The 25,155-nt window shown below is 70.5% G+C and carries 21 protein-coding genes and 2 pseudogenes; 2 read left to right on the forward strand and 21 right to left on the reverse strand.

The window, feature by feature from the left end:
* Positions 1–724: 724 nt before the first annotated feature.
* The 17 genes from ACYQ8Q_RS00115 to ACYQ8Q_RS00195 all read right to left on the reverse strand — a co-directional run bounded on the left by ACYQ8Q_RS00115 (position 725) and on the right by ACYQ8Q_RS00195 (position 18,920).
* Complete coding sequence (locus ACYQ8Q_RS00115; RefSeq protein WP_460060527.1) at positions 725–934, reverse strand: hypothetical protein; 210 nt, start codon at positions 932–934, stop codon at positions 725–727.
* 124 nt (positions 935–1,058) lie between these two features.
* Positions 1,059–5,504 carry a polymorphic toxin type 4 domain-containing protein gene (locus ACYQ8Q_RS00120; protein WP_460060529.1) on the reverse strand — a complete coding sequence of 1,482 codons (4,446 nt, stop codon included), beginning with the start codon at positions 5,502–5,504 and terminating at the stop codon, positions 1,059–1,061.
* Positions 5,505–5,518: 14 nt separating this feature from the next.
* Complete coding sequence (locus ACYQ8Q_RS00125) at positions 5,519–6,103, reverse strand: hypothetical protein (RefSeq protein WP_460060531.1); 585 nt, start codon at positions 6,101–6,103, stop codon at positions 5,519–5,521.
* A gap of 4 nt (positions 6,104–6,107) precedes the next feature.
* Positions 6,108–7,535 (reverse strand): hypothetical protein, encoded by a 1,428-nt coding sequence (locus tag ACYQ8Q_RS00130; RefSeq protein WP_460060532.1) that lies wholly within the window; start codon positions 7,533–7,535, stop codon positions 6,108–6,110.
* Between the two features lie 33 nt (positions 7,536–7,568).
* Complete coding sequence (locus ACYQ8Q_RS00135) at positions 7,569–8,054, reverse strand: hypothetical protein (RefSeq protein WP_460060533.1); 486 nt, start codon at positions 8,052–8,054, stop codon at positions 7,569–7,571.
* The gene (locus tag ACYQ8Q_RS00140; protein WP_460060534.1) at positions 8,047–11,133 is read right to left on the reverse strand and encodes a LamG domain-containing protein; all 3,087 of its coding nucleotides are present in this window, start codon (positions 11,131–11,133) and stop codon (positions 8,047–8,049) included. Before ACYQ8Q_RS00140 ends, ACYQ8Q_RS00135 begins: the two co-directional genes overlap by 8 nt.
* Positions 11,130–12,446: a baseplate J/gp47 family protein gene (locus ACYQ8Q_RS00145; protein ID WP_460060536.1), complete on the reverse strand. Its 1,317-nt coding sequence runs from the start codon at positions 12,444–12,446 to the stop codon at positions 11,130–11,132. Before ACYQ8Q_RS00145 ends, ACYQ8Q_RS00140 begins: the two co-directional genes overlap by 4 nt.
* Positions 12,447–12,449: 3 nt before the next feature.
* Complete coding sequence (locus ACYQ8Q_RS00150; protein WP_460060538.1) at positions 12,450–12,917, reverse strand: hypothetical protein; 468 nt, start codon at positions 12,915–12,917, stop codon at positions 12,450–12,452.
* Positions 12,914–13,252, reverse strand: a complete 339-nt coding sequence (locus ACYQ8Q_RS00155; RefSeq protein ID WP_460060539.1) for a hypothetical protein — start codon at positions 13,250–13,252, stop codon at positions 12,914–12,916. The genes ACYQ8Q_RS00150 and ACYQ8Q_RS00155 overlap by 4 nt, the downstream gene beginning before the upstream one ends.
* Positions 13,252–14,922: a hypothetical protein gene (locus ACYQ8Q_RS00160; RefSeq protein ID WP_460060541.1), complete on the reverse strand. Its 1,671-nt coding sequence runs from the start codon at positions 14,920–14,922 to the stop codon at positions 13,252–13,254. Before ACYQ8Q_RS00160 ends, ACYQ8Q_RS00155 begins: the two co-directional genes overlap by 1 nt.
* Complete coding sequence (locus ACYQ8Q_RS00165; RefSeq protein ID WP_460060543.1) at positions 14,919–15,302, reverse strand: hypothetical protein; 384 nt, start codon at positions 15,300–15,302, stop codon at positions 14,919–14,921. The genes ACYQ8Q_RS00160 and ACYQ8Q_RS00165 overlap by 4 nt, the downstream gene beginning before the upstream one ends.
* A gap of 26 nt (positions 15,303–15,328) precedes the next feature.
* A complete protein-coding gene (locus tag ACYQ8Q_RS00170) occupies positions 15,329–15,832 on the reverse strand; it encodes a hypothetical protein (RefSeq protein WP_460060544.1) in 504 nt (167 codons plus the stop codon).
* Positions 15,829–16,017 (reverse strand): hypothetical protein, encoded by a 189-nt coding sequence (locus ACYQ8Q_RS00175; protein ID WP_460060546.1) that lies wholly within the window; start codon positions 16,015–16,017, stop codon positions 15,829–15,831. The genes ACYQ8Q_RS00170 and ACYQ8Q_RS00175 overlap by 4 nt, the downstream gene beginning before the upstream one ends.
* 2 nt (positions 16,018–16,019) lie before the next feature.
* Positions 16,020–16,412, reverse strand: coding sequence for a hypothetical protein (locus tag ACYQ8Q_RS00180; protein WP_460060548.1), 393 nt, complete (start codon positions 16,410–16,412; stop codon positions 16,020–16,022).
* A 14-nt stretch (positions 16,413–16,426) separates the two neighbouring features.
* On the reverse strand, positions 16,427–17,857 hold the full coding sequence (locus ACYQ8Q_RS00185) for a hypothetical protein (RefSeq protein ID WP_460060550.1): 1,431 nt from the start codon (positions 17,855–17,857) through the stop codon (positions 16,427–16,429).
* A 30-nt stretch (positions 17,858–17,887) separates the two neighbouring features.
* Positions 17,888–18,073, reverse strand: a complete 186-nt coding sequence (locus tag ACYQ8Q_RS00190) for a hypothetical protein (RefSeq protein WP_460060552.1) — start codon at positions 18,071–18,073, stop codon at positions 17,888–17,890.
* 28 nt (positions 18,074–18,101) lie between these two features.
* A complete protein-coding gene (locus ACYQ8Q_RS00195; protein WP_460060553.1) occupies positions 18,102–18,920 on the reverse strand; it encodes a hypothetical protein in 819 nt (272 codons plus the stop codon).
* Between the two features lie 238 nt (positions 18,921–19,158).
* Here ACYQ8Q_RS00195 and ACYQ8Q_RS00200 point away from each other — a divergent pair, with 238 nt between their 5' ends.
* A complete protein-coding gene (locus tag ACYQ8Q_RS00200; protein ID WP_460060555.1) occupies positions 19,159–19,344 on the forward strand; it encodes a hypothetical protein in 186 nt (61 codons plus the stop codon).
* Between the two features lie 69 nt (positions 19,345–19,413).
* Here the strand turns inward: ACYQ8Q_RS00200 and ACYQ8Q_RS00205 are convergent.
* From ACYQ8Q_RS00205 to ACYQ8Q_RS00215, 3 genes and pseudogenes are all read right to left on the reverse strand, one after another.
* Positions 19,414–21,026 (reverse strand): annotated as a pseudogene (locus ACYQ8Q_RS00205) (ISAzo13 family transposase).
* Between the two features lie 53 nt (positions 21,027–21,079).
* Entirely contained in the window at positions 21,080–21,481 is a 402-nt protein-coding gene (locus ACYQ8Q_RS00210; protein ID WP_460060557.1) for a nuclear transport factor 2 family protein, read from the reverse strand.
* On the reverse strand, positions 21,478–22,476 hold the full coding sequence (locus ACYQ8Q_RS00215) for an NADP-dependent oxidoreductase (RefSeq protein ID WP_460060560.1): 999 nt from the start codon (positions 22,474–22,476) through the stop codon (positions 21,478–21,480). The genes ACYQ8Q_RS00210 and ACYQ8Q_RS00215 overlap by 4 nt, the downstream gene beginning before the upstream one ends.
* A 122-nt stretch (positions 22,477–22,598) precedes the next feature.
* Between ACYQ8Q_RS00215 and ACYQ8Q_RS00220 the strand changes: the two genes are divergently transcribed.
* Positions 22,599–23,474, forward strand: a complete 876-nt coding sequence (locus ACYQ8Q_RS00220; RefSeq protein ID WP_460060563.1) for a LysR family transcriptional regulator — start codon at positions 22,599–22,601, stop codon at positions 23,472–23,474.
* Positions 23,475–23,803: 329 nt separating this feature from the next.
* On the opposite strand, the pseudogene ACYQ8Q_RS00225 reads toward ACYQ8Q_RS00220, so the two are convergent.
* Positions 23,804–25,146 (reverse strand): annotated as a pseudogene (locus ACYQ8Q_RS00225) (ISL3 family transposase).
* Between the last annotated feature and the right edge of the window lie 9 nt (positions 25,147–25,155).

Consider the following 25,155-nt stretch of genomic DNA (forward strand, 5'->3'; position numbering starts at 1 on the left):
GCGGACTGGTGTAGTCATTGAGACAGCGTCGGAGCTGGTCCTGTAGATCTTGTTCGTCCAGGAACCCGGAAGAGTTTTTCTTGGGTGGTCGGGAGATGGCGAGCTTGCCGGTGATGCGTCGGGCCACCGCCCACTGGGTGAACGTGACGACGGTCCGGCCCAGGGAAGAGTGATCAACGAGCCAGCGGTCCAGGTCGCTCTGGTTGGTGTCCTGCAGGATGATCTCGTACGTGTCCAGCCAGGATATGAGTCGACACCGGCCTTGATGTCCCTGATGTCGCCGTCGACAGCCAGGGCGGTGTAGCGGCGGCGGGCATGGCGGACGACGTGCCTTACCGAACGCCCGGCTTACCCGGGCTTAGTTCCGGGCGCGCGAGGTTCTCGTCTCGGCGGAGAGGGAAGAGGTACCGGACACCACTCACATGACGAAGACCCGGTCGAGGGATCTCGACCCGCCGCGCCAGCCGGGCGTGGCGTCGGTCAAGTACCTCACGGTGACGGCAGTACAGCGCAGAGGGCTCAACGCTCAGCCGAACGACCCGACATCACCCAAACGGTGGTCCAGGTGCGGGAGTGGGCCTTGGACCTGTGGCAACGAGTGCAAGGTGAGCTGCGAGGACCTTGGACGTCTCCTTGTCCCGCATCATCGGGATGAGCTTCTGCGCGGTCTTGGGGTGGCACACGCGGTCCATCGGAGAGCGGTCGATCTCCTGCTCGTCCAGCATCAGCCACTTGACACCAGAGTGCTCACCAGCGTGACACCGGCGACCTTGCCGCCAGTGCGGGCGCCGAGCGACCCGCCGGTGCGGCTCGACGCGGCGAAGAGTTCGAGGTCCTTCTTCCAGAGCAGCGGCTGCGGCCCGGCCGGCAGGGAGCTGAGCGAGACCGTGCCTGTGGACGCGCTCGTGGCAGCCCGGAACGCGGCGGCGCCCACCGGCGGCAGGGCCTACGACTCGCTGAGCGTCATCCGGCTCACCGCGAACAGCGGAACCGCGAGCGGCATGTCGACCAGCAACGCCGACGGCAGATGCTGGACTCCTCCACGAAGGGCCAGTCGTTCATCGGGCCCCCGCCAGTGGGACGTCGGCGGGCCAGAGGCCGTCGAGGGTGCCGTGGTGGGTCGCCGTCCAACTGCCGTCAGGCCGAACGGCGATGTCGAAGACGACCGGTGGTCGGCCCGGGCGCGGCACCTCGTAGTGGACGGAGGTGAGGAGATCGACAACCTCGGTCGTGCCGTCCGCGAGCGGGACCGCCAGCCGTCGGCCCTTGGCCGTGGCGGTCAGCGGGACCTGCGCCCTGGTCTCGTGCGCGCTGCGCAGCACGTTCTCGAAGCCCTTGTTCTGCACCAGCTGGTTGACACCCTCGGGCGCCAGCATGATCCCTTCGATGAGCTCGCTGCCGAATCCCGGCCCGATCAGGTGGGCACGCTGCCAGCCCTCGAGGAAGCCCGCGAGGCGGGCCGCGAGCTCCGGCGGCGCCGTCTTCAGCTCCCGGATCTGGTTCGGGCTGAGCAGGACCCGCTCCAGGCCCTCGCGCCCGACCGGCTCCCGCAGTGTCCCGCTCGCGAGGACGTCGAGCTCGCCGAGATGGAGCTGGTCGAGCAGCTGGGGGCGAGGGAGACCAGCCAGAGCCGGGTCGGCGGCGAGCGCGGCGCGGATCGCATCGGCCCGGGCGGCGGCCTCGGCGGCAGCGCCCGTACGCGGCGTCGCCCCGGCGGGCAGGAGCCGGCCCGGTAGCACGTCTCCGGTGACCACCACGTCGAAGTCGCCCGCGGCCCGCCGTAGCGCCTCATTGGCGGCGGCGTACTCTCGCTGGAGCAGATCGGCGGCAGCCGCCGCCGACGCCGCATCACCGCGTGGATTCCTGCGGTACGCGTCGATCGCCTTCTCCAGCCGTCGCATCGCGGCGACCAGCCGCGGCTCCTCCGGCCGGGGCACGGAGAACCTGAGACCGCGCTCGGGCAGCGTGTGTCCGGACCGCCACGCCTCCAGCACCGTCTCGGCCAGACCGCGCACCTCCTCACCCCGCCCGAGCGCCTTGTTGAGAGCGCCGACCGGTGCCGCCGCGGAGCCCGGTGGTGACTGCTGGACGATCCTGCCGAGCTTTTCGTCGTGGGCCGCGATGCGCCGCCTGACAGCGCCCTCGAACTTTCGTTCGACGATCGCCGCATCGAGCCTGTCCTTCGGCATGTGCTCCAGGATCTCCGTGACCATCTCCTCGCTCAGATAGACGTTGCCCAGCGCCATCCGGCGGCCGAGCGCCCGGACCTCGTCGGAGCCGTACTGCTCCACCAACCGCTCGATCCGGCGGGCGAGTTGGGCCGAGGGCCGGCTCCGCGGCCCCTTGAAGGCGAGCACGTCCCCTCTGGTGATACCGCGGTCCGCAAGCCTGCGCAGGACATCGTCGAGCCGTTCGGGCGGCGGGGCGGGCGCGAGCGGCGCCTCCGGCTCGACCGGTCGGGCCTCTTCGGGCACCTGCCCCGGCGCCCCGCCCCCGGCGCTCTCCGGGGCCGCCGCCTCGGTCAGTGCCTCGGGTTGCGTCTCGGGCTGCGTCTCGGGTTGCGTCTCGGTCAGCGCCTCGGGTTGCGTCTCGGGTTGCGTCTCGGGCAGTGCCTCGGGCTGCGTCTCAGGGAGCCTGCCGGGTACCTCGACGACGGGCTCGGGCCCGTACACCTCCGCCAGCGACTCGGCGGCGCGGGTCTCGTACTCCCGGCCGAGCGCCTTCAGAACATCGCCGACCTTCTGCCGGAATCCCCTGGCGATCGCGGGCCCGGCTTCGTTCCCGACCGCGCGGCCGACCGCCGCCTCAACCCCCTCCGCGCCTCGCAGCAGCAGCCTGGCGATCTCGCGCAGCGGCTTGCCGCTCGCCCGCAGCGCACGTGCCGCCTGCGTCGCGGTCGTGGCCTTCTCCAGCGCGAGGCGCACGGGCGGGGCGAGGACCGGCACCGCCAGGAACTCGAACGCCAGCGTCATGGCGAAGCCGGTGGTGAAGCGGTCCCAGTATCTGCCCGGGTCGGACCAGCCGTTGCAGTGCGAGTAGTGCACCAGGTCGTCGCCGAACTGGTAGGTGGCCTCCAGGCCGCCGACCCCAGCCGCCGTCGCGACGCCGCGCAGGCCATAGACGATCCACTTGGCCGCGACCTTGCCGACCAGTTCCCGGGTGATCAGCTGGCCGGTGGCGAAGCCGCCGAGCTTGCTGACCACGCCGGACAGGCCCTTGAAGCCGACCGCGTCCAGCTCGCCCTTGAGCGCGGCGCCGAGATAGCCCTCCAGCGTCCGGTCCTCGGCGTCGGTGGTGAAGTGGTAGACGACCACCTGCATGCTGACGAAGAAGAAGAGCTGGCCGACCGTGGCGACACCCAGTTCAACGATCATCACACCGCCGAGGACGACCGCCTCGCCCATCATGAGGACAGTGAGCGCGCTCTCCAGGTGCTGCAGGTGGTAGGTCGTCAGGTAGGCCTCGAAGGCGGCGGGCACCTGGACGCGCACGTCCCCTGCCGGCATCCACGGGTTGTCCCCGACCTTCTGCACCGGCTGGTAGTGCACGTAGACCTCGTCGATCCCGCGCTCCCGGCGGCGCTCCAGCCGCAGCACCCGCACGGACTTGAGGAGCGTGACCTTCACGAGGTCCTTCTCCTCCAGCGGCGGCAGTTCCCTGGCGGCCTCTTGGGTGGCCCTGTGCAGCAGTTCCTCACGGGTCATCTGCTCGCCCGGACGGCAGACCATCCGCCCGATCAGCTCGGACACTTTCTTGCGGGTCGGTTCGCGGAGGCGGTCCAGGATCTCCTGCTTCGGCTGGAGGACCCGCGAGGACTCGGCGTAATATGGCTCCACCACCGCCACCACGCCGGCCCTGTCGTCGCTGCTCCGGCCCGCCGCGTGGAGAATGCGCCCCGGGTCCCGGCCGATCAGGATCTCTTGGGCGTCCACGTCGTAGTGGTGCTTCCCGATTTCGCGGACGAGGGACTCGATGTCCCCCGCCACCGCCGCGATCCGCGGATCCCGGTCCGCCAGCGCGGCGACCTCCCGCTTCAGCGGTGTGTCCGTCAACGGAAGACCGCGGACCGCACGCACGAACGCGTCGAGCCTGTCGCGCCGCTCCAGCTCGTCCAGTAGCAGTCCGAAGAGCTCCGGGTCGTGCACCTTGGTGGTCCACCGGGTGAGGAAGCCACGCAGCACGTCGTCCCGATCGGCGCTCCAGATGCCGTTCTCCGTCCGCAGGATGCGCTCCGCCTCGGCCGCCTCGGCGGAGATGAAGTCCGCGTTCGCCGTGCGCAGCGTCTGCTTGCGCACGTCCCCGACCAGCGGGGTGAGGTTCACGCCCGTGCTGCCCGGCAGCCAGAAACCGCCCACCGGTGGTCCGCCCGAGGTGGCCCGCGCGGCCAGGAAGGACCGCAGGACCGGGCCAAGCGCAGGGGTCGCGGACTGCGTGAGCGGTACGACCGCGCCGAGCCGGCCGCCGCCGAACTGCTCGCGCCGGTACTGTACGAACAGGGCGGCAAGCGCGCGCTCGTGGATCCGACGCCGGACCGTGAACGGGGTGACAACCACGGCGACCGGCACGTCCGGCGCCTCCCGCACGGCGGCGGACAGGTCAAGCCCGGCCTCGGCGGCGAAGTCCGCCGCCGTGCCCAGCGCGGCCGCCTCGCGCATCGGTACGTCGACGGCGCCGACCTGCCCCAGCTCGACGAGGTCGGCGAGGACGATGCTCGGCAGCGGCAGGAAGACCGAGAGCGTCCACGCGCCGGGTCGCAGGACCTCCTGCCGCGTGCTTTCCGTCGGCCCGTGCCGCTCCTCGACGAAGCCCCGTCGGCCGAACTCCGGGATGGGGCCAGCGATCTGGGGGTCGGCCGCCGCGAACTGCGCGCGCAGCTCGTCCCACCCGTGCACCGACCAGATGTACTCGTCGGGCCGCCGGGTCGCGGCGAAGCGGCCGAGGACCTCCCGGTTGTGCTCGTGGACCTCGCGTTCCGCGAGCACCTCGGTCACCCATGCGGTCGCCGGCACCGGCTGGTCGAGCAGCGGGAAGTAGACCTCCAGTGGGTCGACCGGGTCGGTCGCACCGCTGTCCTGCGCCGCGTGCTTCTGGCGGATCTCGAAGAACTGCCGGGGCGTGAGGAGGAATTGCACCGCGGTCCGGACATGCCATGTCTCCACTGGCGCCGCCCGCCCCGCCGCCGTCCTGCGCACGCCAGTGTCGGCGGGCGCCAGCGGCAGCGACTGCGCCCGGGCGGCCTGCCCGATTGCCTGGCTCAGCCGTTGGAGCAGCGCGGCCTGCTGGTCCGGGGTGAACTCGCCCCGGACCAGCTCCGGCGGTTGCAGAATGACGGCGGACGCGGGCAGCGTCTGCCGGGCGCGGTCGAAGGCCCGGCCCAAGGCGCGTGCCACGGCGTTCTCCAGCCCTTCGGCGGCCAGCAGCTCGCCCGTGCTGGTGCAGCGCAGCCGGAGGGGGAACGTGAGCGCGCCGGCTGTGCCCGGTCCGCTCGTGCCGCCGTCGCTCACGCCCCACCCCCCCGTCAGACCGCGAACGGCTCGCCCCAGCGGGTCAGCTCGGGCTCTGCCGGATCACGGCGCGGGCACTGCTCGCTGACCAGGCGGGCCTTGCGGGAGGCCACGCACCCGCAGGCGCCGCAGACACGGTCGTCGCTCCCCTTGGCCATGACCACCTTGTAGACCCACTTGACCGGCGGCTCGGTCAGCTCGGGGCAGGCCGCGCAGGCCGCCGTCCGTCGCTCGTACGTCTCCGGGTCCACGGTGCGGAATCCAGCCGCCGCCCAGCGGTTGAGCGCCTTGCCCGCCTCGACCACCAGCCCGGCGGTGGAGCGGTTCGCCGTCTCCGTCGCCGCCACCTCGGTCGTGGCGCCCGGAGCGGAGTCCTCGGGCAGCTCGTACGGACGGTTGTCGGGGTGGTCCACCAACTCGCGTAGCTGCGACTGGTTCCCACGGAAGGCCAGCAGGACGAAGCAGTAGGTGTCCTCGACCATGGCCCGGCGCAGCGCGGGTGCGGGGAGCGGGCTGGGCAGCCCGACGTACTCCCCCGCCGCCGCCCGGGCCTGCTCCCACTCCAGGCCGTCCAGCCTCTTCTCGAGTTCTGCCAACATTCCGTCAGCCTCCCTGCGGAGGGGCGCTCAGGGCGCAGTCGGGCACCGGCTGCATGCCCATGGCGGCGACGTAGGCCTTCATCCGGCAGTCGAGCGACGGCTGTTCGCAGCGGTCCGCCGGGTCCTCCCCGGCGGCGGCCCCATCCACGTAACCGAAGATGGTCTTGATCTCCTCGACGCCCCGCTCGCACATCGTCGGGAAGACCGAGAGCGTCCACATCCGCCGCAGGCCGTCGATGGCCGCGTGATCGGCCTCGCCCACGCACACGGCGCCCTCGTGGTAGGCCAGCGCGTGGGAGAGCACCAGCGCGAGCCCGGCCTCGGTGAGCGACTTGATCCGCAGCAGACCGCCGGACACCACCACGTACCTCTGCCGCAGCTGGGTCCACGCGTACGCGCCCGGCAGGCTGTCGTTCCAGTCGACGAGCATGACCACGTCGTCGCGCCGCAGCCGGGCCAGTTCGATCAGCCGCTCCGTCACGGTGACGCGGAACGTGTTGGTCGAGGGGAACCGCGGGGCGGCGTCGCGGATCTGCTCGGCCTGGGCGTTGCTGAGGAAGCTCTTCGCCCCGGGCGGGATCGTGACCAGCGGCCGGGGCGGTTCCAGGGCCGACGCGTGGAGACTGATACCGGCCGCCCTGACGTCTTCCAGGAAGGTGCTGTGCGCCCGGTTCTGGGCGAGGTACTCCTCGGTGCCCGCCACCGGGGTGCCGTCGTCCAGGACGATCGGGTCGATGACGTCGGTGCTCTGCAGGGCGCCGACGCTGTGCGCGCGCTGCACTGAGAGGTCGGCGGTGACGACGCCGTAGGTGTTGAGCAGGTGGCCGTCGAGGTTGACGCCGTCGAACGGGCCCATCTCGACGGAGTGCACGCCGACGGACAGGGTTTTGGTGACCGGGCCGAAGATCTCGGCCTCACCGCCGTCGGCGCGGCGCAGCCGGTCGCCGGGCACCAGCACCTCGGCTGACTTGAGCAGGCCCGTGGTCATCAGGAACAGGGTGTCGTCGGTCACCTGGAGGGCGCGGATGTCGTCCGCGTCGTATCGGAAGATGACGTTCAGGACCGGGAAGGCGGGCTGGGCGGTCTGCATGCCGGAGGCAGAGGAGACCTGCGTGGGCTCCCAAGCCAGGCTCGCACCGGCCGCGAGGATGCTGTCGCCGGTCTTGATGTCCTGCACCTTCACAAAGACGCCGGGCTGCGCTTCGATCGGCGTGTCCTGCCCGTAGCAGCTGCAGCAGCACGCGCACTGCTTGACCGTGCCGGGCGTGTCTCCGGGGATGAACAAGATCCACGGGTCGTCCGGCTGGTGGCCGTTCAGCACGCAGTGGCCGTCCACGACCTGCTGCGCGGCGCCGCAGAAGGCGTCACCGCACCACACGTTCGCAGGTGGCGGGGAGCTGTTGACGTTGTCCAGGCATTTCTGCGAGGGCATCGATGGGTCCTTTCCTCGGAGGGTGGGGTGGTGTCAGTCCTGCAGTTCGAGCCGCAGGACGCGGACCGAGACCGTGACGGCGGTCGGCCGCTGGTGCTGGAGGCGGAGCATGCGGGCGATCAGCGGCGCGCCCGCTCCCGTGTCCGCCGCGAAGGCCATCTCCTGCCAGGTGACCTGCGCGTTCAGGAAGGCCGCGCCCGGGCGGACGCTGACGAAGTGGAAGGCGTGGCTGGTCAGCGGCAGCAGCGCGCCGAGCTGGACGTCGAACACGCCGCCGGTGGCCGGGGGCCCGGCGATGAAGGCGGGGATCGTGACCGTCTGGTCGATCAGCGTCCCGGCCGTGGGCCGCTGCTGGAGTGCGCTGTCCACCTTGGTGATGACTTCGGACAGCTTGCCGAGGTCCGCCTGAAGCGCCTTGAAGCGCGCGTTGAAGCCGTTCGGGCCGCCGGCCTGCACCCGGTCCCGGTTGTCCACGTAGTCGGTGTGCTGGAAGGTCGGGGTGAACGAGACGCTAGTCATTGTCGAGGCCCTTTCGGCGTTGTTCCGGATTCAGCCGCGCGGTGGAGCGGTGCAGGCGGAACTTGGGATACGTGTAGACGGGGTCGAGGGACGGCAGGCCGGCCAGCTCGACCACGGCCGAGCGGATGTCGCGAGTCAACACCTCGACGCCGAGCGGGTGCAGGGCGTGCACGACGTTCATGATCAGGTCGTACTGGTCGCGGGTGACCTTGGCGTCGGCCGGGACCGTGTCGGCCAGCCGTACCCGCATCGCGTACGGGCCGGTCGCCCCGGCCTCGCGAAACGCCGCCTGCACCCAGACCCGGCCGGCCTGCCGGCCGGTCAGCTGAAGGGCGGGCAGCGCCGGGCTCGCCACGTCCGCCCGCCCGGCCGTGGGGTCCAGCGGGCCGGTGGACCAGTGCAGGCGGGTGGTCGCCGAGACCGCTGACGGGTCGGGCACGACCTGGAGGGTGATGTTCCCGCCCTCCTCGACCAGGTCGGGCCCGCGGACCACGATCAGGTCCTCTGCGCGGTGCAGAACCTTGACGTCAGCGCCTTCCACGGTGACCCAGCTGAACCCGACAGCATGCGCCAGCGCCGCGAGCCGGCCGGCGGCCAGGTTGGAGTGCCGCATGCTGAGCGCCCGCCCCTGGGAGGCGAGCGTCGGCTCGCCACCCGTCGGTACCGGGACGAAACCGGAGCGCAGGGTGAGCGTGCCGGTGAGGCCGGTAAGCAGCGTGCGCAGCCGGCCGGCTGTGCCGGGCTGGATCCGGCCTGCGTCCGGGGTGGTGAGGGTGACCGAGGGGGCGGTGAACTGCTGGAGGAAGGCTGGGTCGAAGCGCTCGGCGGGCGCGCCTGCCACCTCCCGGCCCGCACCCAGGGTGCCGTTGGCGGCGATCGACGAGCCCGCGGCGAGGGTCGTCGGCAGCACGCGCACCGCGAGTGAGGCGGTGGCGGCGAACCCCTCGTGGACCACGTCGAGAGTGATCACGGCGAAGCCCGGGGTCACGCCGCCCACGGTGGCCTGTCCTGCAGCGGCGGCCGGGGTGACCCGGACCCCGCCGGCGGCCACCGACCAGCGCACGTCGGCCGCTGCGGGCGGCACCGGCGAGGCGGCCAGGGTAATGGTCGCGCCGACGTCGACGGTGATGTCCTCGTCGAGTGCGGCGCCCGGCCGGCCGAGGACAATCGGCGTGCCTGGGGCACAGGAGGCGTAGACCCCGGTCGCGTCCGGCAGGGTCCGCACCAGCAGGAAGCCCGCCCGGTGGGCGAGCGCGGCGAGCTTGGACACGGCGATCGCGCTGTGCCGCAGGACGACGGCGCGGCCGGCCGCCCGGGCGTCCGGGGCGGCGGGGGTCCAGGCGCTGGCGATGCGCAGGCGGCCTGCGGCCTCAGCGGCGGCGATCGTGCGCAGCCGGTCGACCATCCGGGCCAGCGGCGGTTGCATGAGATGCGGGTCGCCGGACGACGCGGGCCCGTAGTCGACATCGGCCGCATCGTGCCGCAGCAGCAGCGCCGGGTCGATGGCGAGGTCGTCCGCGTCGCCGTACAGCTCCTCCTCCGACCGCAGCCCGCGGCGGCCGGCCGCGTCGATGCTCTCGCCCGGCGGGAGCGCCGTCGGCACCACCCGGACGACAAGGTGGCCACGGTAGGCCGGGGAGTCGGTGTCGTCGACGACGAGCGGGTTCGTGACGCCGCCGATCGTGCCGACCGCGTCGTTGAGCGCGGCCGTGAGCGCGGCCGGAGTGGGCAACGTCCAGCGCCGGAAGATGCCCAGCCGACGGCGGTAGTGCTCGTCGTCCTCGCCGAGCGCGGGGGCGAAGGTCCGGCGGGCCACCCGGCTGATCCGTACCTCGTCGATCGTGGCTTGCAGCGCTGTGTCCGGCCCCGGCCCGATCACCACCGGTTGCGCGGTGGTGATCGGGCCGAGCGCCCCGATGGGCCGCAGGTCGGCCCGCTCGCCGTCCACCCAGAGCGTAACCGAGCCCTCGGCTCGGTCGACTACGACGGCGACGTGCGTGAACCGGTCGGTTCGCAGCGACCGGCCGCTGTGCAGCACCTGTTCGTGGGTGCCGTCAGAGACGGTGGCGCGCATGGTCCGGGGCAGCCCGCGGCCGAACGAGCCCAGCTCGATCGACCAGCCGGCGCCGGTCGCGCCGCGCCGGGCGAGGATCCGGGCGTCCAGGCCGTCCGCGTCCGGTTTGACGAAGCACTCGGCGGTCAGGCCGGCGTTGGCTGGAACGTCAAAGGCGGTGTCCGAGGTGACCGTTACGGCGCCGCGACCGGTGAAGGCGGCGGCGGTGCCATACCGCCCGAGAGCGCCCAGGGCGACGCTGCCCGACGTCGTCCCGTGGTGCCCGGTGCGGCCGGGGAAGCGGCCGGTGAAGTCCTCCACAGCGATCGACGCGCCGGGCACGTCGTCCAGGTGGTAGAGCGCGACGGTGTCGTCGTCCACCGAGTAGGCCAGCGGCGGGAAGCGCGGGACGGCCATGTCGGCGCCGAGCAGGTCGAGGCTCACGCCGAACGCGGTGGCGAGCTGCCGCTGGGTCGCGGTCCTGGCGATCTGGCGGCGCAGCAGGTCCCGTTCGGCGCCGAGCACCCAGAGCACACGGGCGGTGTGGCCGAGCAGGGCGGTGACCCCCCACTCGTCCGCCACCGCGCCGGGCGCCGCGGCGAAGCCCGGCCCGGCACTCCTGGCGACGGTGAGCCGGGTGAGCCGGGCGGCGTCGGTGGCACCGGCGGGCAGCAGCAGCGGCACCGACTCGCCGGCCAGACTGCCGGCCGGGAGGACCAGTTGCGCGTCGGCCGCGCCGCCGACGAGGGCCGGGTCCGCCACGCGTAGGGTCAACCGGGTGTCGCGGTCGAGATCGCGCAGGGTGCGCACCACGTACGACGGGGTGGGCAGGGCGCCGAAGCGGGCGACATGGGCGGTGAAGTCGTAGCGGCTGACGTCGGCCGACTCCGGTGCGCCAGCGGCCGGGGTCAGCGCCAGGTGCAGTACGTCGCCGCCCGCCGCGAAGGGCGCGGTGAGGCGGCGGGACATCCGGCCGGCGGCGCCGCGGGTGACCGAAGCGAGTTCGAGGTCGGCGGGCAGCGTCATGGCGTCACCAGCTCAAGGTCGTGCAGGGCGGCGTCGGGGCGGAAGACCGGCAGTTCGGTCGGGCCCATCACCAGGTTCTGCCCCACCGCGGCATGCACGGTGGTGGTCTGGAACGCCACCTCGCCGAAGGTGATACGGCCGAACGCCGGCGGGTGGCGGCGCAGGTGCAGGCGCTGGACGTCGAGCACGCCGTCGACCTCGACCACGGTTCGGACCACCTGGCTGTACAGCACGTCGCCGCCGAGCCGCAGGTCGCCGAGGGCGCCGGCGAGCCGGGAGCGGATCTCCCGGTCCAGCGCCGCCTCGTCGGAGCCGCGCTCCACCACCACGCGGGCCCGCACGCCGACGTCGATGTGGTCGGCCTCGACGATGTTGGGGTGCACTCCGGGCGGCCGAAGCCGCTCCATCACCTCGTGGACCCGTTCGAAGACGCCGAGCACCGGGTCGGTAGTCCGCCAGGGCCACCGGTATTCGTGCGCCACCACCACGTCGAAGGTGTACGGCTCGTCGATCTGCCGTTCGGCGCTGAACAGCCGCTCGGCGAAGGAGAATTCGTTGAAGACGCTCTGCGACACGTCCACGCCGCCGAAGGGGTCGGAGAGCAGCACGTCGACGACGCCGTCGACGTCGAGCACGGCCTGCCGGGCGGCCTCGGCGGTCCAGATCGTGCGGACGATGCCGAGCTGCCGACCGCGGTAGGTGTCGTGGTCCTCCCGGTCGTCGCCGCCGCCGAGTTCGGAGTGGTTGGTCACGGTCACGTCGGCGGGAAGGAAATCGGCCAGGTAGACCGCGCGGTACTGGGGGGCGATCGCGGTGATCGTGCTCTTCGGCACGTTGCCGCCGATGCCGCGGGCGAGAGCCTGCACTGCCACATCCTGCGCAGGTGTGCCGGCGGTGAGCTCGGCCGCGGCCGTGGTCGCGAAGGACTGCCCGCGGGTCGGGGCCAGCAGGATGGTGCCCTCCGGCACTACGTAGGTCCGGCCGGTCAGGCCCCCGGTGAGCGTCAGCGTGACCGTCCCGGTGGCGAACAGCTCGCGGCGGGTCAGGCCGACGTCGCCGCCGAGCAGGTCGAGGCTGTCCCCGGTCGCGGTGGACACGTACCCGCTGTAGTAGAAGTCCTGGAGCCGCTTCCACAGCTCGGCGTCCTCCATGGCCGCCGCCTCGATCAGCTTGGCCAGTGGGCTGGTCGCGCTGAGGTCGGCCTCCAGCCCGAGGGTGGCCCACATCTGCCGGGCCCGTTCCCTGGTGTCGTCAAGGATGGCGTCGATGCCCTTGAGGACGAAGCCGTCCCCGGTCACCCCGTATTCGGTCATCACTCAGAACTCCACATCGACCAGGACCGACGTCGTGACGTTCTGGACCGTCTCCACCGTCACGAGCACCTGCCACAGCCTCGTGCGGTGGTCGGACGGCTTCCCGCCCGCCGCCACGACCTGGGCCACGAACTGCGGGTCGTCGTCGAACAGCACCTCGGCGACCTCGCGGACCCGCGGATCGGAGCCCAAGGTGCGCACCACTTCGAGCCGGATCAGCTCCTTGACCGTGCGCCGGTTGTAGCCGCCGGTGAACGCGCCCCGCACGTCCAGCCCGTAACGGGCGTTGAGCGGATCGGTGCCGAACGGGGTGAGCAGCCGCAGGGTGAGCGCCTGTTCCAGGTTCGCGAGGCCGTGCACGAGCTGCGGCTCGCTGCCGTGGTGGTCCGCGGCGAGCACCAGGTCGCCGTCCCGGAGCCGGAAGCCGGAGCCGTAGAGGATGTCCCCGGCGGGCGGGGCGGGGCTGGTCATGACGCCTCCAACACTTTCTGGCTGGCGCTGCGGACTTGCCACAGCACCGGCTGCGGCGGAACCGCGTCGGTGAGCCCTTGCGCCGTCTCCAGCATCACCGGCTGACCGGACACGGTCAGCGTCCTGCTGAGTCCGGCGGTGATCGACGTCACCTTGAGGCAGGGTTTCTGCCCGGGGCTGTTGTTCGTGCAGCCGGCGACGGTCGCGGCGAGGAGATCAGCCTGCACCAGCACGGGCGACCCCCCGGCGGTCAGCGCCGAGGTGGACGCCTGGACCACCAGCTGTCCCTGGTGGGCGCAGACGAGCTGGGAGGCGGCGGTCAGCACAGCCGGCATCAGGACACCGCCACCTTCGCGCCGTCGAGCTTGAGCGAGACCTGCCCGTTGGTCAGGGTCAGCGACTTGTGGTCGGTGGTGATGGTGACCTTGCCCTGGGAGGAGATCTCGATCCTGGTGCCGGAGTGGTGCTCGATGGTCACCGTGTCGTTCGCCGGCGCCTTCGGCCGCTTCCCCACGTCCGGCAGTTTCGGGCCGCCGACCAGCACGTGCAGCGCGCGCACCTGGACGGCTCGGCGGCCGGTGGCGTCGATCAGGTCGTTGGCGCCTTTCCCGGTGGGCAGGCCGTCCTCGCCGAACTCGGTGGGCAGGGCGAGCCAGTAGTCGCCGGGCTCGTTGCCGGGCGGCTCGTGACCCGACTGCCGCGACCAGAGCCAGCCGGCGACCACGGCGTCGTCGACCGCGCCTCGGTTGTGCGCGAGCAGGGCGCGCATCCCCGGATATACCGGGGTCACCAGGCCGACCTTGTGGAACGCGAACGGCGCCGCGAGCGGCTTGCCATGCAGCTTCACGTCGTCGTCGACGGGGCTCGCGACGCTGGGCGTGGACACGTCGGGCTTCGGGTGCTGGCCGTAGTTGAGGTCCGTGAGGTGCTTGCCGTCCTTGCCCGGGCGGTACTCGGTCACCTCGCCCACGTCGACTGCCGGATGGTCGGACCGGCTGCGCTGGACGACGTCCTGGACACGGTCCACCACGCCCCGCACGCCGCCGGTGACCCGGGCCCGCTTGCCCGGCGCGACCGCGGTGAGCGTGAGCTTGCAGGTGTAGCCGGCTGTGCCGTACGTGTGGGTGACGCGGCCGATCCGCAGCGGACCAGCCGGCACGTCGTCCAGGCCGGTGACCGTGACGGTCTGCCCGGCTCGCAGCTCGGGGTGGCCGAGTACGGTGACCTCAAGGCCGGTGCGCACGGCGCGCGCCGCATCCTGCGGGGGCGCGTCCGGGCTCTCGGTCTGGGCGTCCGACCGGGCAACCAGGTTCCGGTCCGGGTCGACCGGGACGGGCGCGGGCTCCCGACCGACCGCGTCGCCGAGCAGGACCGAGCCGTCCCGCACGATGATGGGCACGTCGGCGTCGGCGGCGAGCTGCTGGAGCGCGGTGAGGGTGTTGCCGGAGCAGACGCTGATCTCGCCGACCGACCCGGGGATCGTAGAGCCGGGCGCCAGGTCGACCCCTTTCGGCAGCAGGTCGCGGACCAGTTTGAGCCGGGGCAGCGCGGCCGGCCGGTCCAGCCGGGCCTCCTTGCCGCGCAGCAGGTAACCGGCCTCCTCCTGGCCCTCGATGACCGTCTCGGTCACCCCGCCGCTGCCGATCCCGGTGGTCACCGCCGTGGCCCGCCCGGTCATCACCGGCCGCGAGCCGAGCCGGGTGCCCAGGTCGTCGAAGTAGCCGAGCCGGATCGACACCTTCAGCCCGTCCGACGAGTAGCCCGCCCGGAGCTGCCGGACGGTGTCGGGGGGCAGGTCGTAGAGGGTGACGCAGAACGTGTCGGCGGTCGCGCCCTCGCCCATCTCGACGGTCACCTTCGCGTCGAGGACGATCCCGCCGGCGTACACGTCGTTGCTCACCGTCAGCGGCAAGCCGAGCCCGGCGAAGGAGGCGACCGCCTGGACCAGTCCGCCGCCGCCGGATACCTGCTCGATGTGGACGCGATGCCACAGCACCAGGCTCATGCCCGTGCCACCCCCGCCACCACCTCGGAACCCCACCGGCCGTAGCCGTTGAGGTTGCCCAGCGCGATCCGGATTGTGCGGAACACCAGCGCGAGTTCGCCCGCGCGGTACACCAGGCCGGGAATTACCTTGCGGCGCAGCAGTGTGACGCCCTCGGCGACCCCCTCTCGGACCACGGTCACGACCAGGAAGGCGCCGTCATCCGGTAGGTCCACCACGGTGTTGAGGCCGGCCGAGGAGTACGCGTCCGGCAGTGCCTCCTCGGCGATCGTGACCTGGAGGCCGAAGACGTAGGAGCGGCCTTCGAACGAAAGCCGGAACGACTGCGGGAAACCCTCGTCGGGGTTTACCGGGAGCCGCAGGAATGATGGTTCGCTCATCCGGTCTCCAGATGGATACGAGGTTGCTAGAGCGGGGGGCCGGGGCTACGCGGTGCCGGGCTGGGAGGCGGCGCGGCGCCGGAGGCCGCTGTGCCTGCCGCGAGTGCCATGTCCGCCGCCTCGCCGACCAGCGCCGAGAGGTTGGAGCGCGGCACGTGCTGGAGGCTCAGCGAGACGTCCAGCGCTTCCCGTTTCGTCGTGCTCTGCGTGATCCGCAGGTCGGTGACCTGCATGTCCAGGCTGATCGTCAGGCCGGACACCACCGGGATGCCGGCGACCGCCATCAGCGGTGCGGCTGCCGCGGCAAGCGCCCGGCTGGTCAGTGCCATCGCCTCCAGCGCCTTCTTGACCAGCAGCCGGTCCGGCCCGATCAGGATGGCCTCGATCGCGATCGTCTTCACGGTCGGCTGGGTCGCCTGCGACCAGCGGCTGCCCATGATCCGCTCGATCCGGTAGCCCTGGCTGATCGACATGCTCTGCACATGGAAAAGCGGGACGACACCGACCAGCACCGGCGGGTTGGCGGTCACTGACGGCTCGCCAGCTCACGGTTGAGCTGGGCGAAGACCTCGGACGCGACCCGCTGCACCAGCGCCTCGTCCACGTCGCCGACGACCTCGACCTCCACCGGGAAGTAGTAGTGCACCTTCGCGCCCTTGCCTGCCGGGGCTGGCGGCCCGGCAGTCGGGAGGGCGCTGTCGCTGGGGCCGGCCACGGTCAGTCCTCCACGCCGACGGTCAGCGCCATGCAGGTGAAGTTCGCCTGCGGCACGCCGTCGATGACGACGTTGCTGGGCGACGCCGAAGTGACCACGCACCGGGCGAACTTCATGGCGTTGAACGCCCAGTCGGTGCCGCGCTTCTCGGCCACCGTGATGGCGAACTCGGCTCCGCTGACCGCCAGTTCGGTGAGGTCGGCGACGGTCGCCGCGATCGCAGGCACGGTCATGGTGAAGGTGAAGGTGAACGGCTGCCGCACATACCCGGTGTTGTCCTGCTCCAGGCTGTGCACCACGGTGTGCGGCACGTTGAAGGTGGGTGTGAAGTTCGTGATCGGGGTGATCGTCCGATCGCCGAGCTTGACCTCGAGGCGCGTGTTCCAGTCGGCCATGGTCGCGGGTCCTCCTACACGAACTTGAGCGTGATCGACAGGCGGTGGATCGCCCCGGCGTAGTCGACGGAGACCAGAACCTCGACCACGCGCTGAGCCTGTGCGTCGTTGATCCGGTGGAGCTCGGCCTCGGTCAACGTGTTCGGGTCCTTGTCGAGCAGCACCTTGAGCGGCGCGGTGATCGTGAAGCCCTCGATCACCTCGTTCTGAACCAAGGGCTGGAGCACCGCCTCCATCTGGGCCTCCAGCGTGCGCAGCCCGGAGCGGCTCACCCGCAGGTTCCCGATCGTCTTGATGAGCTGCGCCTTCAGGCGGAACGAGACGTCGTCGACGGTGCGCACGATATCGATGTACTTCTTGCCGCCGGGATCTCCGGTGTATCCCTCGCCCATGTAGACGCCGCGACCGGGGATCAGCGAGGGATCGACGAGCCAGTTGACGCCGTTTCCGGCCGGGCCGCTGGCGAAGGTCTCGTCGCCGTTGATGGTCGCGATCTGGGTGGGGGTGAACGGCTCACCGGTGATGTTGACGGGTTTCAGGACGATGGAGACGTGCGGTTCGTAGCCGGCGATCACTCCGGCGACCGCCGCGGCCGTGTCCTGGTCGCTCTTGTGGGCGATGTACACCATCCGTTCGTGGGCCAGGGCGCCGCTGACGACGGTGGTGGCGGTCGCGTCCCTGGTCAGCATGGCCACCCCCATCCGTTCCTTGCCGTCGCCGCCTTTGTTGGAGACGGCGCTGACATGGCCGGCGAGCAGGTGAACGGGGCCGCCGGGCGCGCCGGTGGTGCCGTCCAATGCGATGTTGGCCAGCACCACGAACTGCGCGTCGAGGGGCGCGACGGCGTCGAGAGCCGCCTGCCAGCCAGGGCCAGCGGCTGTGCGCACGCCGTACACCAGCGTGGGGCCGGGCGTCTGCGCGAAGGCCAGCGCGATGGCCTCGCCGAGGTCACCCGGTACCCGGCGGCGAGCCTCGCCCGGATCGGTGAAGGCGATCGGTGTGTTCGGGCGGGCGATGAGCGGGCTGTCGCCCAACTTCGCATCCGGAACGTCGTCGCTGAACGTGGTGGCGGTGTTGTCCTCGATAGTCGCCAGCAGCCGCTCGGAGCCTGTCGCGCCGCCCACCGCTGTGCGGTACAGCCTGCGCGCCGTCGTGCCGGCCGGTCCGGCCGGGATGGCGGTGAGGTTGACCTTCTGGTTCCCGGCGGTAGTGGTGACGGTGGCCTCAGCACCGGTGTCGGACTCTTTGCCGGCGGTCACGAAAGTCACTGCGTAGCGGTAGGCGCCGACCTTGAGTCCTGCACCGGCCGCCGCGGCGGCCGTGGGAGCCGTGGGTACCTGGCCCGGCGGCGCGACCTGGCCCACGATGGCGATGTTGCCGTACGCACGTACAGCCGGAGCGAAAAGATCGGAGACGGGATTCACCCGAATATAGCGGACAGTCATCGGCGGTCTTCTCCACCTTCGTCAGCTGGCTCAGTGGTATCTGTCCTGGAGCTTGCGTCGCAGTCGGATCTGCTCCTCGCGGCCGAACGGTGGAGGAGGGCCCAGCGTCGGCGTACCCGCGGCGTCCGGGGGATCCGTGACGGCGTCCTGTGCGTCGGCGGCCGGCCGGGCTGCCTCGGGCGGCTTCTTGCCCGGCTTCTTTCGCCGATGGGGCATGGTGTCCTCCGTCTCAGCATGCGGAGCTCTAAACGAATAGGGTCAGTACTCCTTCGGAGGCGAAGAACGACTCCAGAACGTCCTGCGTCAACGGCGGGCCGGGCACTGCCGACACGGGAAAGACCACTACCGGTGCGTACGGTGTCCGTACTTCCGTTTCGTCCGACCGGGGTTGAGGGACGATCGCGCGCTCCATGGCCGTCCGGGCCAGTTTGGCGTCCCGCAGAGCGGCTGCCACGTCCACCGTGTCGCGGATGAGGATCGCCAGTTTGAGGTCGTAGCGATGGCTGTTCGCCGGGTCGTTCGGGTCGAAGGGGCCCGGGAAACGCAACCGGACTTCAGTGATCAGGTAGTGGAACGCCTCGCGGAGCTCCTCGACCGTGGTGATGCCGTGCTCGGCCATGAAGGCATCGAGGTCGATGAAGCGGAAGCGGCTGCGGAAGTCGTCCAGGCTCGCGAAATCGGTGATCTCACGTGTGAGGAACGACTGCACGCCGCCCACGTCGATGTCCAGCAGCAGGGTGAGGCCGAGCTCGGCGGCCAGGTCGACCCAGACCGGGGCCGTCGGATCGTGCCGTTCGAGGGCGACATCGGTGCGGGTGTAGGGCGGCACGCTCTGGAACCACGTGCCGGCGGTGCGGCGCGGCGGGAAGACGGGGCGCTGGAACTCCGTCTGACGTACCTTCATTTCGGACACGCCGTGGATCGTGGCGAACTCCATGGCGTACACCGCATTCAGCAGGGCGCGCACACGGCCGTGCTGGGTATCGCCGGGTGGATCGACCAGACTGGCAAGGTGCGAAGGATCACTGAGCCGTACCATCTGCTGGTCCACGAATTCGCTCATGCAAACGCCCTTCGCGAATCGTCGGGGTCGACGGCTGTCACATATGTGCCAGTATGTAACCGGAGGAACCGATTCCTGGGGACCACGGGCAGCACCGGCGTGGCGCCTCGGCTCCCCATCGCCGCCTCCCCTGTAGCGTGGGGTGCAAGGCCTCACGCAGAGAACGGGCCGACGGCCACAGTTCGCACATCCATGCGAGCCGACCGTCCGTGGAGAGGCCGAGGACGGCGAAACCCCGGTGCTTGAGCAGCAGGTCGCACGGCACGATCCGGTCTACGGCGACCGCAGCGGCGTCGACACCGACGATGACCATGTCGGGCGTCTCCCGCCCGATCACGGCATCGAGGCAGTCGGCAGTCCGCAGTGTCTCGGCACTGACCGACGGGTCGTCGACGAATGCCTCGCGAACCATGTCGGCGAGTAGCTCCGCTGAGGTCAACGACACCGAGCGGACGGCCAGACCCCCTACGAACGCCCAAGCGCTTGCAGAGAATCAACATGCTGATCGGATCTCCGCGGGGCTGCTGTTCGCGAGGAATGCCGTGATGTCAGCGGGCGTGCGGAATCTGGCTGTCGAGGGTGGAACGGTGTGGGCGTGGTCGGCCAGAAGAGGCTGAACTTGGTGAACGGCCCGGGTGAGGGTGCTGCCGTTGACTCCGAAGAGTTGGGCGATCAGGTCTCTCGTGCCGAGTTTGCGCAGGTAGAGCACGGTGGTCAGGACTCTGTCGGAGGTGGTCAGCTTGTCCTTGGCGCCTGCGCCGCGAGCGCGGATGCGCTCGCCTCCCCGGTGCTGGAGCCGTCGTTGCTCACGTGACTCATCCAGATCAAGGGCCAGTTGGTTGATGAGGTCGTCCAGCGCCTGTTCGGGCATGCCGGTCAGTTCCGGGTCGCGCAGACCCTTTGTGCAGGGCTGAGGGGGCGGGTCGCCGGCTGACCCTGGGTTCCGGGCTGCGCTGGTGGTGTCGCGGGACTGAGAGCGGAGGGTGTAGTTCCAGTCGCCGTGGAAGCGGTGGCGGTGCATGGGCAAGGCGTCGATGTCGCTGTCGGTGACCTTGATGCCCGTGTCGTAGGTGCCCGGGTCGAGTTCGGCGGGGACTTTCAGCCCGTGCGGGTGGTGGTCGCCGCGATGCTGTTCACGATGACGTCGTGGCTGGTCAACGGACGTCCGCGCCAGTTCATGGAGATGTGGGAGAACAGCCGGTGCTCGATCTTGTTCCACTTCGATGTGCCCGGCGGCATGTGGCAGACCGTGATGTCCAGGCCCGTATCGGCAGCCAGAGCTGCGAGTTCCGTCTTCCAGGCCCGGGTGCGGTAGCCGTTGGACCCGCCTGCGTCCGCAGTGATCAGCAGACGGGTGGCGACCGGATAGTCGTGCCATCCCCGGCCCTGCCACCAACGGCGGATGGAGGCAACGGCGAATGCGGCGGTGTTGTGGTCGGTGCCGACGCTGACCCAGCCGGTGTTCGCGGCGATGTCATAGATCCCGTACGGGATCGCCTTGCCCGGTCCTTGCCGGTCCAGGAAGTCGTGCGTCTTGACCAGTACCGGCTCACCGGCCGGCCGCCACTGGTCTCCGACGTTCTTGTAGTCGCCGACGAGTTCCTTCTTCTTCGTGTCCACGCTGATCACCGGCTGGCCCGCATCCATGTGCTGTTTGGCCCGCTCGTTGATGTAGCGGAACTGGGCGTCACGGTCCGGGTGCTGCTTGCCCTCAATGGTCTTGGCGCCGGCCTGGAGGCTGAAGCCCGCCTCAGGCCGCAAGGATCCTGGTCTCACCGTCCAGCGCAGCGGCGACATCAGACCGCCCCGCTCGTCCGGTTCCACCAGTGCCAGCAGCGCGGGACGCACGTCCGGATCAAGGTCCGCGGCCTTCTTCCGACCACCGCCGGGCCTTCGTACCCGGCCCATTGGCTCCTCGCCGGCCTCCAGCTCGTCCACGCCCTTGCGGACCATCGTCTCGCAGACCTGGGCCGCCCGGATACCGCCGTGCCCCAGGGTCCGGGCCTCGGCCCCCATCAGCAAGCGCCATTGCCGCTCGTCCAGATGCGGAAACAACACCCCGAACTTCACCGCGAGTTGACCACGAACCTCATCCGAGATGCCCATACCAGACCAACGAGCCGAATCACGCGAAGCAACACGTTGATTCTCTGCAAGCCCTAAAAGGCGTTGTCCAGCGTCAGGGCGAGCTCGGCGATCCGCCACCCACCGTCGGACCGGCGCAGGCCGAACGTATAGACCCCGGTCGAGATCATCTGGATGCTCTCGCCGGTGTTCCTCGTCTGCACCAGATAGGCCCGCACCTCGGCGGTGGTGGCGTTCGTCGTCGTGACCACGGCATTGGCCAGGTAGTGCCGCACCCTTCCGGTCTGGACCGTGTGCCCGTCACGGACGAAGTCGAGCACCGCCGCGCGCCCGGCGACCGGGCCGATCACTGCCTGTCCGGGCATCGTGAAGGTCCAGGTGGTGTCTTCGGTCAGGACCGCTTCCAGCTCGGGCACATTCAGCTCGTCCAGGGCGTGGGCGTACTTCGCCACCGCCTGCTGGAGTTCGGCGATCACGGGACCACCGCCAGCACGATCTTGCCTTGGATGTGGCCCTGTGCGGCCCGCGTGTGTGCGCTGCCCGCCTCGGGCAGCGGGTAGGTGCTGTCCACCCCGACCTGGAGCCTGCCCTCGTCGAACAAGCGCCCGATCTCGGCGAGCTGGGGGCCGTTGGAACGCACCTGAATGTTCGAGACGGTGATGCCCAGGCTTGCCGTCTCTTCCGGGTCGTACTCGGCGAAGAACACCGGAAGCATGGTGCCGCCGCGCTTGAGCACGGTCAGGAAGCGTGAGCTGTCCGGGCCACCGACGGTGTCAATCACCAGGTCGACACCGCTGACCACGTCCGCGGCCTGCGTCCTGGTGTAGTCGATGAACTCATCGGCGCCGAGCTTGCGCAGGAACTGCTCGTGCCGGCCCGAGGCCACCGCGATGACGTGTGCCCCCTTCCATTTCGCCAGCTGCACCGCGAAGTGGCCCACTCCACCGGCGGCCCCGTTGACCAGCACGGTCATCCCTGGCGTGATCGGCAACGGCTGGTGCACCTGACCAGTGAAAGGAGACGGCACATCGTGGCCGAGATCAACCAGGTACTGCCAGGCCGTAAGCACGGCCATCGGCGCCCCGGCCGCCTGCACGTGGTCGATACCGGCCGGCTTGTGAGCCAGGTCCGAAGCCGGCGCGGCCACGTACTCGGCGTACGTCCGGCCGTCGAATCCGGGGAACCGCAGCATGCCGAAGACCTCGTCACCGACGGCGAACCCCCGCACGTCCGGAGCGACCGCCTGGACCACGCCTGACATGTCCGTTCCGGGGATCAGAGGGAACTCCAGCACCGGCCTCATCTCGGCCGGCATGACCTTCATCCCCTCACGCAGGTACCAGTCCGGCGGGTTGATGCCCACCGCGTGCACCCGGACGAGCACCTCGCCCGGCCCGATCTCGGGAACCGGCACCTCGTCATACTGCAGAACTTCCGGCCCGCCCGCTTCGTGGAACTGAATCGCCTTCATCGCGCCTGTCGCTTTCCTGGGGAAACGTTGCTCCTTCAGTCAAGGCCCAGGACGGCATGACCGTCCAAGACCGGTTCGGCAACCCGATCATTCCGAAACGGCATGACGCGTACGCTGAAAGGGTGAACGATCTAGGACAGGACCTGGAACTGCGGCTGGTGCGCTACTTCACCGTGGTGGCGGCGCACCAGCACTTCGGCCGCGCCGCCGCCGACCTGCACGTGGCCCAGCCGGCGCTGAGCCGCCAGATCCAACGGCTCGAGAAGTACCTCGGCGCACGCCTGCTGGACCGCACACCCCAGGGCACCCGGCTCACTTCGGCCGGCCAGAACTTCCTCCCCCTGGCCCAAGCCCTGCTGCAGGCCGCCCGCCAGGCCGAGCTGGCCGTGCGTGAACAGGCCGAGACCGAACGAATCGCCATCGGCTACGTCGAAGACCTGGTGATCACTGCCGCCGTACGGGAACTGCGCCGTCGTTGTCCGGACGCCGAGATCGCCACCCGGTACCTGAGCTGCCGCGACGTCGGGGCACTGTCCGACAAGCGCGTCGACGCCCTGATCGCGCGGGCCCCACTGCCGTTCGCCGCCGACGACGTGTTCACCACCCCGCTGTACGAGGAGCCCCGGATGCTCGCGGTCCCGCGCGGCCATCCCCTGGCCGACCGCGCGTCGGTGACCGCGGAAGAACTGGCCGGCGAGGAGACGGCGCCGTGCGCGTTCGAGACCGCAGACTGGGCTTCCTACCGGATCCTCGGGGCCGGCGTGCCGCCGATCGAGAGCTACGAGGACAAGCTCGAACTCGTCGCAAGCGGCAAGGCGATCGCCGTGCTGCCGGTCGGCGATCGGCGTAGCTCACTGCGTCCCGACCTCGTCACCGTCCCGGTCGAGGGCGCTCCCCCCAGCCGGGTCGTCCTGGTCAGCCGCAAGGGCGACCCGAATCCGATGATCAGACATCTCCGGTTGGCTGCCAAGACCGTCCTGACCGCCCCGGCAGCCTGACCGAAACCAGCCGACCCGCTTGGCGCTGCACTGCGCCAAGCGGGGCTCACGCGCGCCGTGTTCGACGCGCATCTGCCGGTATCGCTCGGGGTTACGTTGTGCCGGCTCAGCGTCCGACCCTTGGGAACGGCGATCAAACACGCCGTCTCGACCAAGGACCGTTGCCGTATCGCGTGAGGGTGCAGGCAAGCTTCAGATCCGACCAGGTCAACACGCACTGTTCAGGGCCGTCGTTGAGACACGTTCCAGCCCGGGCGCCCCAGGGCTGTAGCCCGGGAGTGTAAACCTAACGGCCCTGTCTCACTTTCGATGGTCACTCAGGGTGACTGCTATCCGAGGAGGATGCGGTGGCGGAGCGGAGCGAAGCCTGCTCGTCCGTGCGTCTGGCGCGCGATGCGCTTGGACTTGGTGTTGACACCCTCGGTCGACCGTTGCGGTACGGAAGCGTGAGAGCTGCATCCACGGCCTCGCGGTCTCGTTCCAGACCTCGGGCGAAGGCATACAGGTGAGGCATGTCGGCGTTGTCGGCGTGAGGGGAGAGGAGCGGGGCGAAGTCCCTGATGGCTGCGGCCAGTTGGGTCATCTCGGCGCAGGCGGCGGTGAGTTTGGCCAGGAGTTCGTGGTGCTCGGCCTTGAGTTTCTCGGGCCTGGTCAGCAGCATCCGGGCGAGTCTGCGCGGGGAGATGTGGCTTCGGTCGGTGTTCGCGGTAGGGGTCCGACGAGGCTCGCGTGGTATTCGGGGACGCGGAGCATGCGCTCGGGCCGGTCGGCTCGCGCGTAGTGTTTCACGGTGTTCAGGGCGAGTTGCAGACGCCGGGCACATTCGAGCAGGCCCACCCCCCTTCTCGAGCAGGCCGTGCACCTGGTGCCGGCGTTCCAGGGTGGTCTGGGCGCGGGCCCGTCGTGGATCGGCGCGTCCAGCACTGCGGCCCAGCAGGTGCTGTGCGCCTTCACCTCGCTGAGGGCGGCTTCACACAGGTTGTGCCACAAGTGCCATCGGTCAGCGACCTGCACCGCGCCGGGCAGCGCGCGGCGGATGGCCTCGGCGTACCTGGTCGAGCCGTCGCGGCACACGACCTCGACGCCCGGATGCCCGCGCAGCCAGGCTTCCAGCGTGCCGACCGTGCGGTCGGGCAGCACGTCAATCCGCTCATGGGTGTCGGTATCGATCACCAAGGTGGCATGGCGGTGCCGCCGGCGCAGGGCGAAGTCGTCGACACCGATCACGCGGGGCATCCGCCCGGCGGGCAACGGAATGCGCACCAGGACGCGCAGGGCCGTGTGGCGGGACAGGCCCGCCGCGAGTATCACCGGCAAACGTGATCCCGCCCGGCCCGCCAACTCCTTGACCATGGCCTTGACCTGCCTGGTCAGACGGGCCGTGCGTCGCTGGTAACGGTCCAGCACCCCGGGCACCTGCTCGCGGAAGGTGTGCCGACAGCCGCGCGTGGGAGACACCAGACGCCGCACCCGCACACGGACCACACCCGGCGCCCGTCGACCGGAACGTCGGCCACCGTCCGCCAGTGATAGCCGTGCACCCGTCCCGACAAGGCACCACACACCGGACAGACCGCGGTCTCCCGCGGCGTCAGGGCCACCGCACCACGATCCGCTCACCTTCGTCAGCCACATCGTCCATGACCAGCGGGGACAATCCCGGAAACACCATCTGCGGCAA

The sequence above is a fragment of the Streptomyces sp. YKOK-I1 genome (assembly GCF_054660435.1).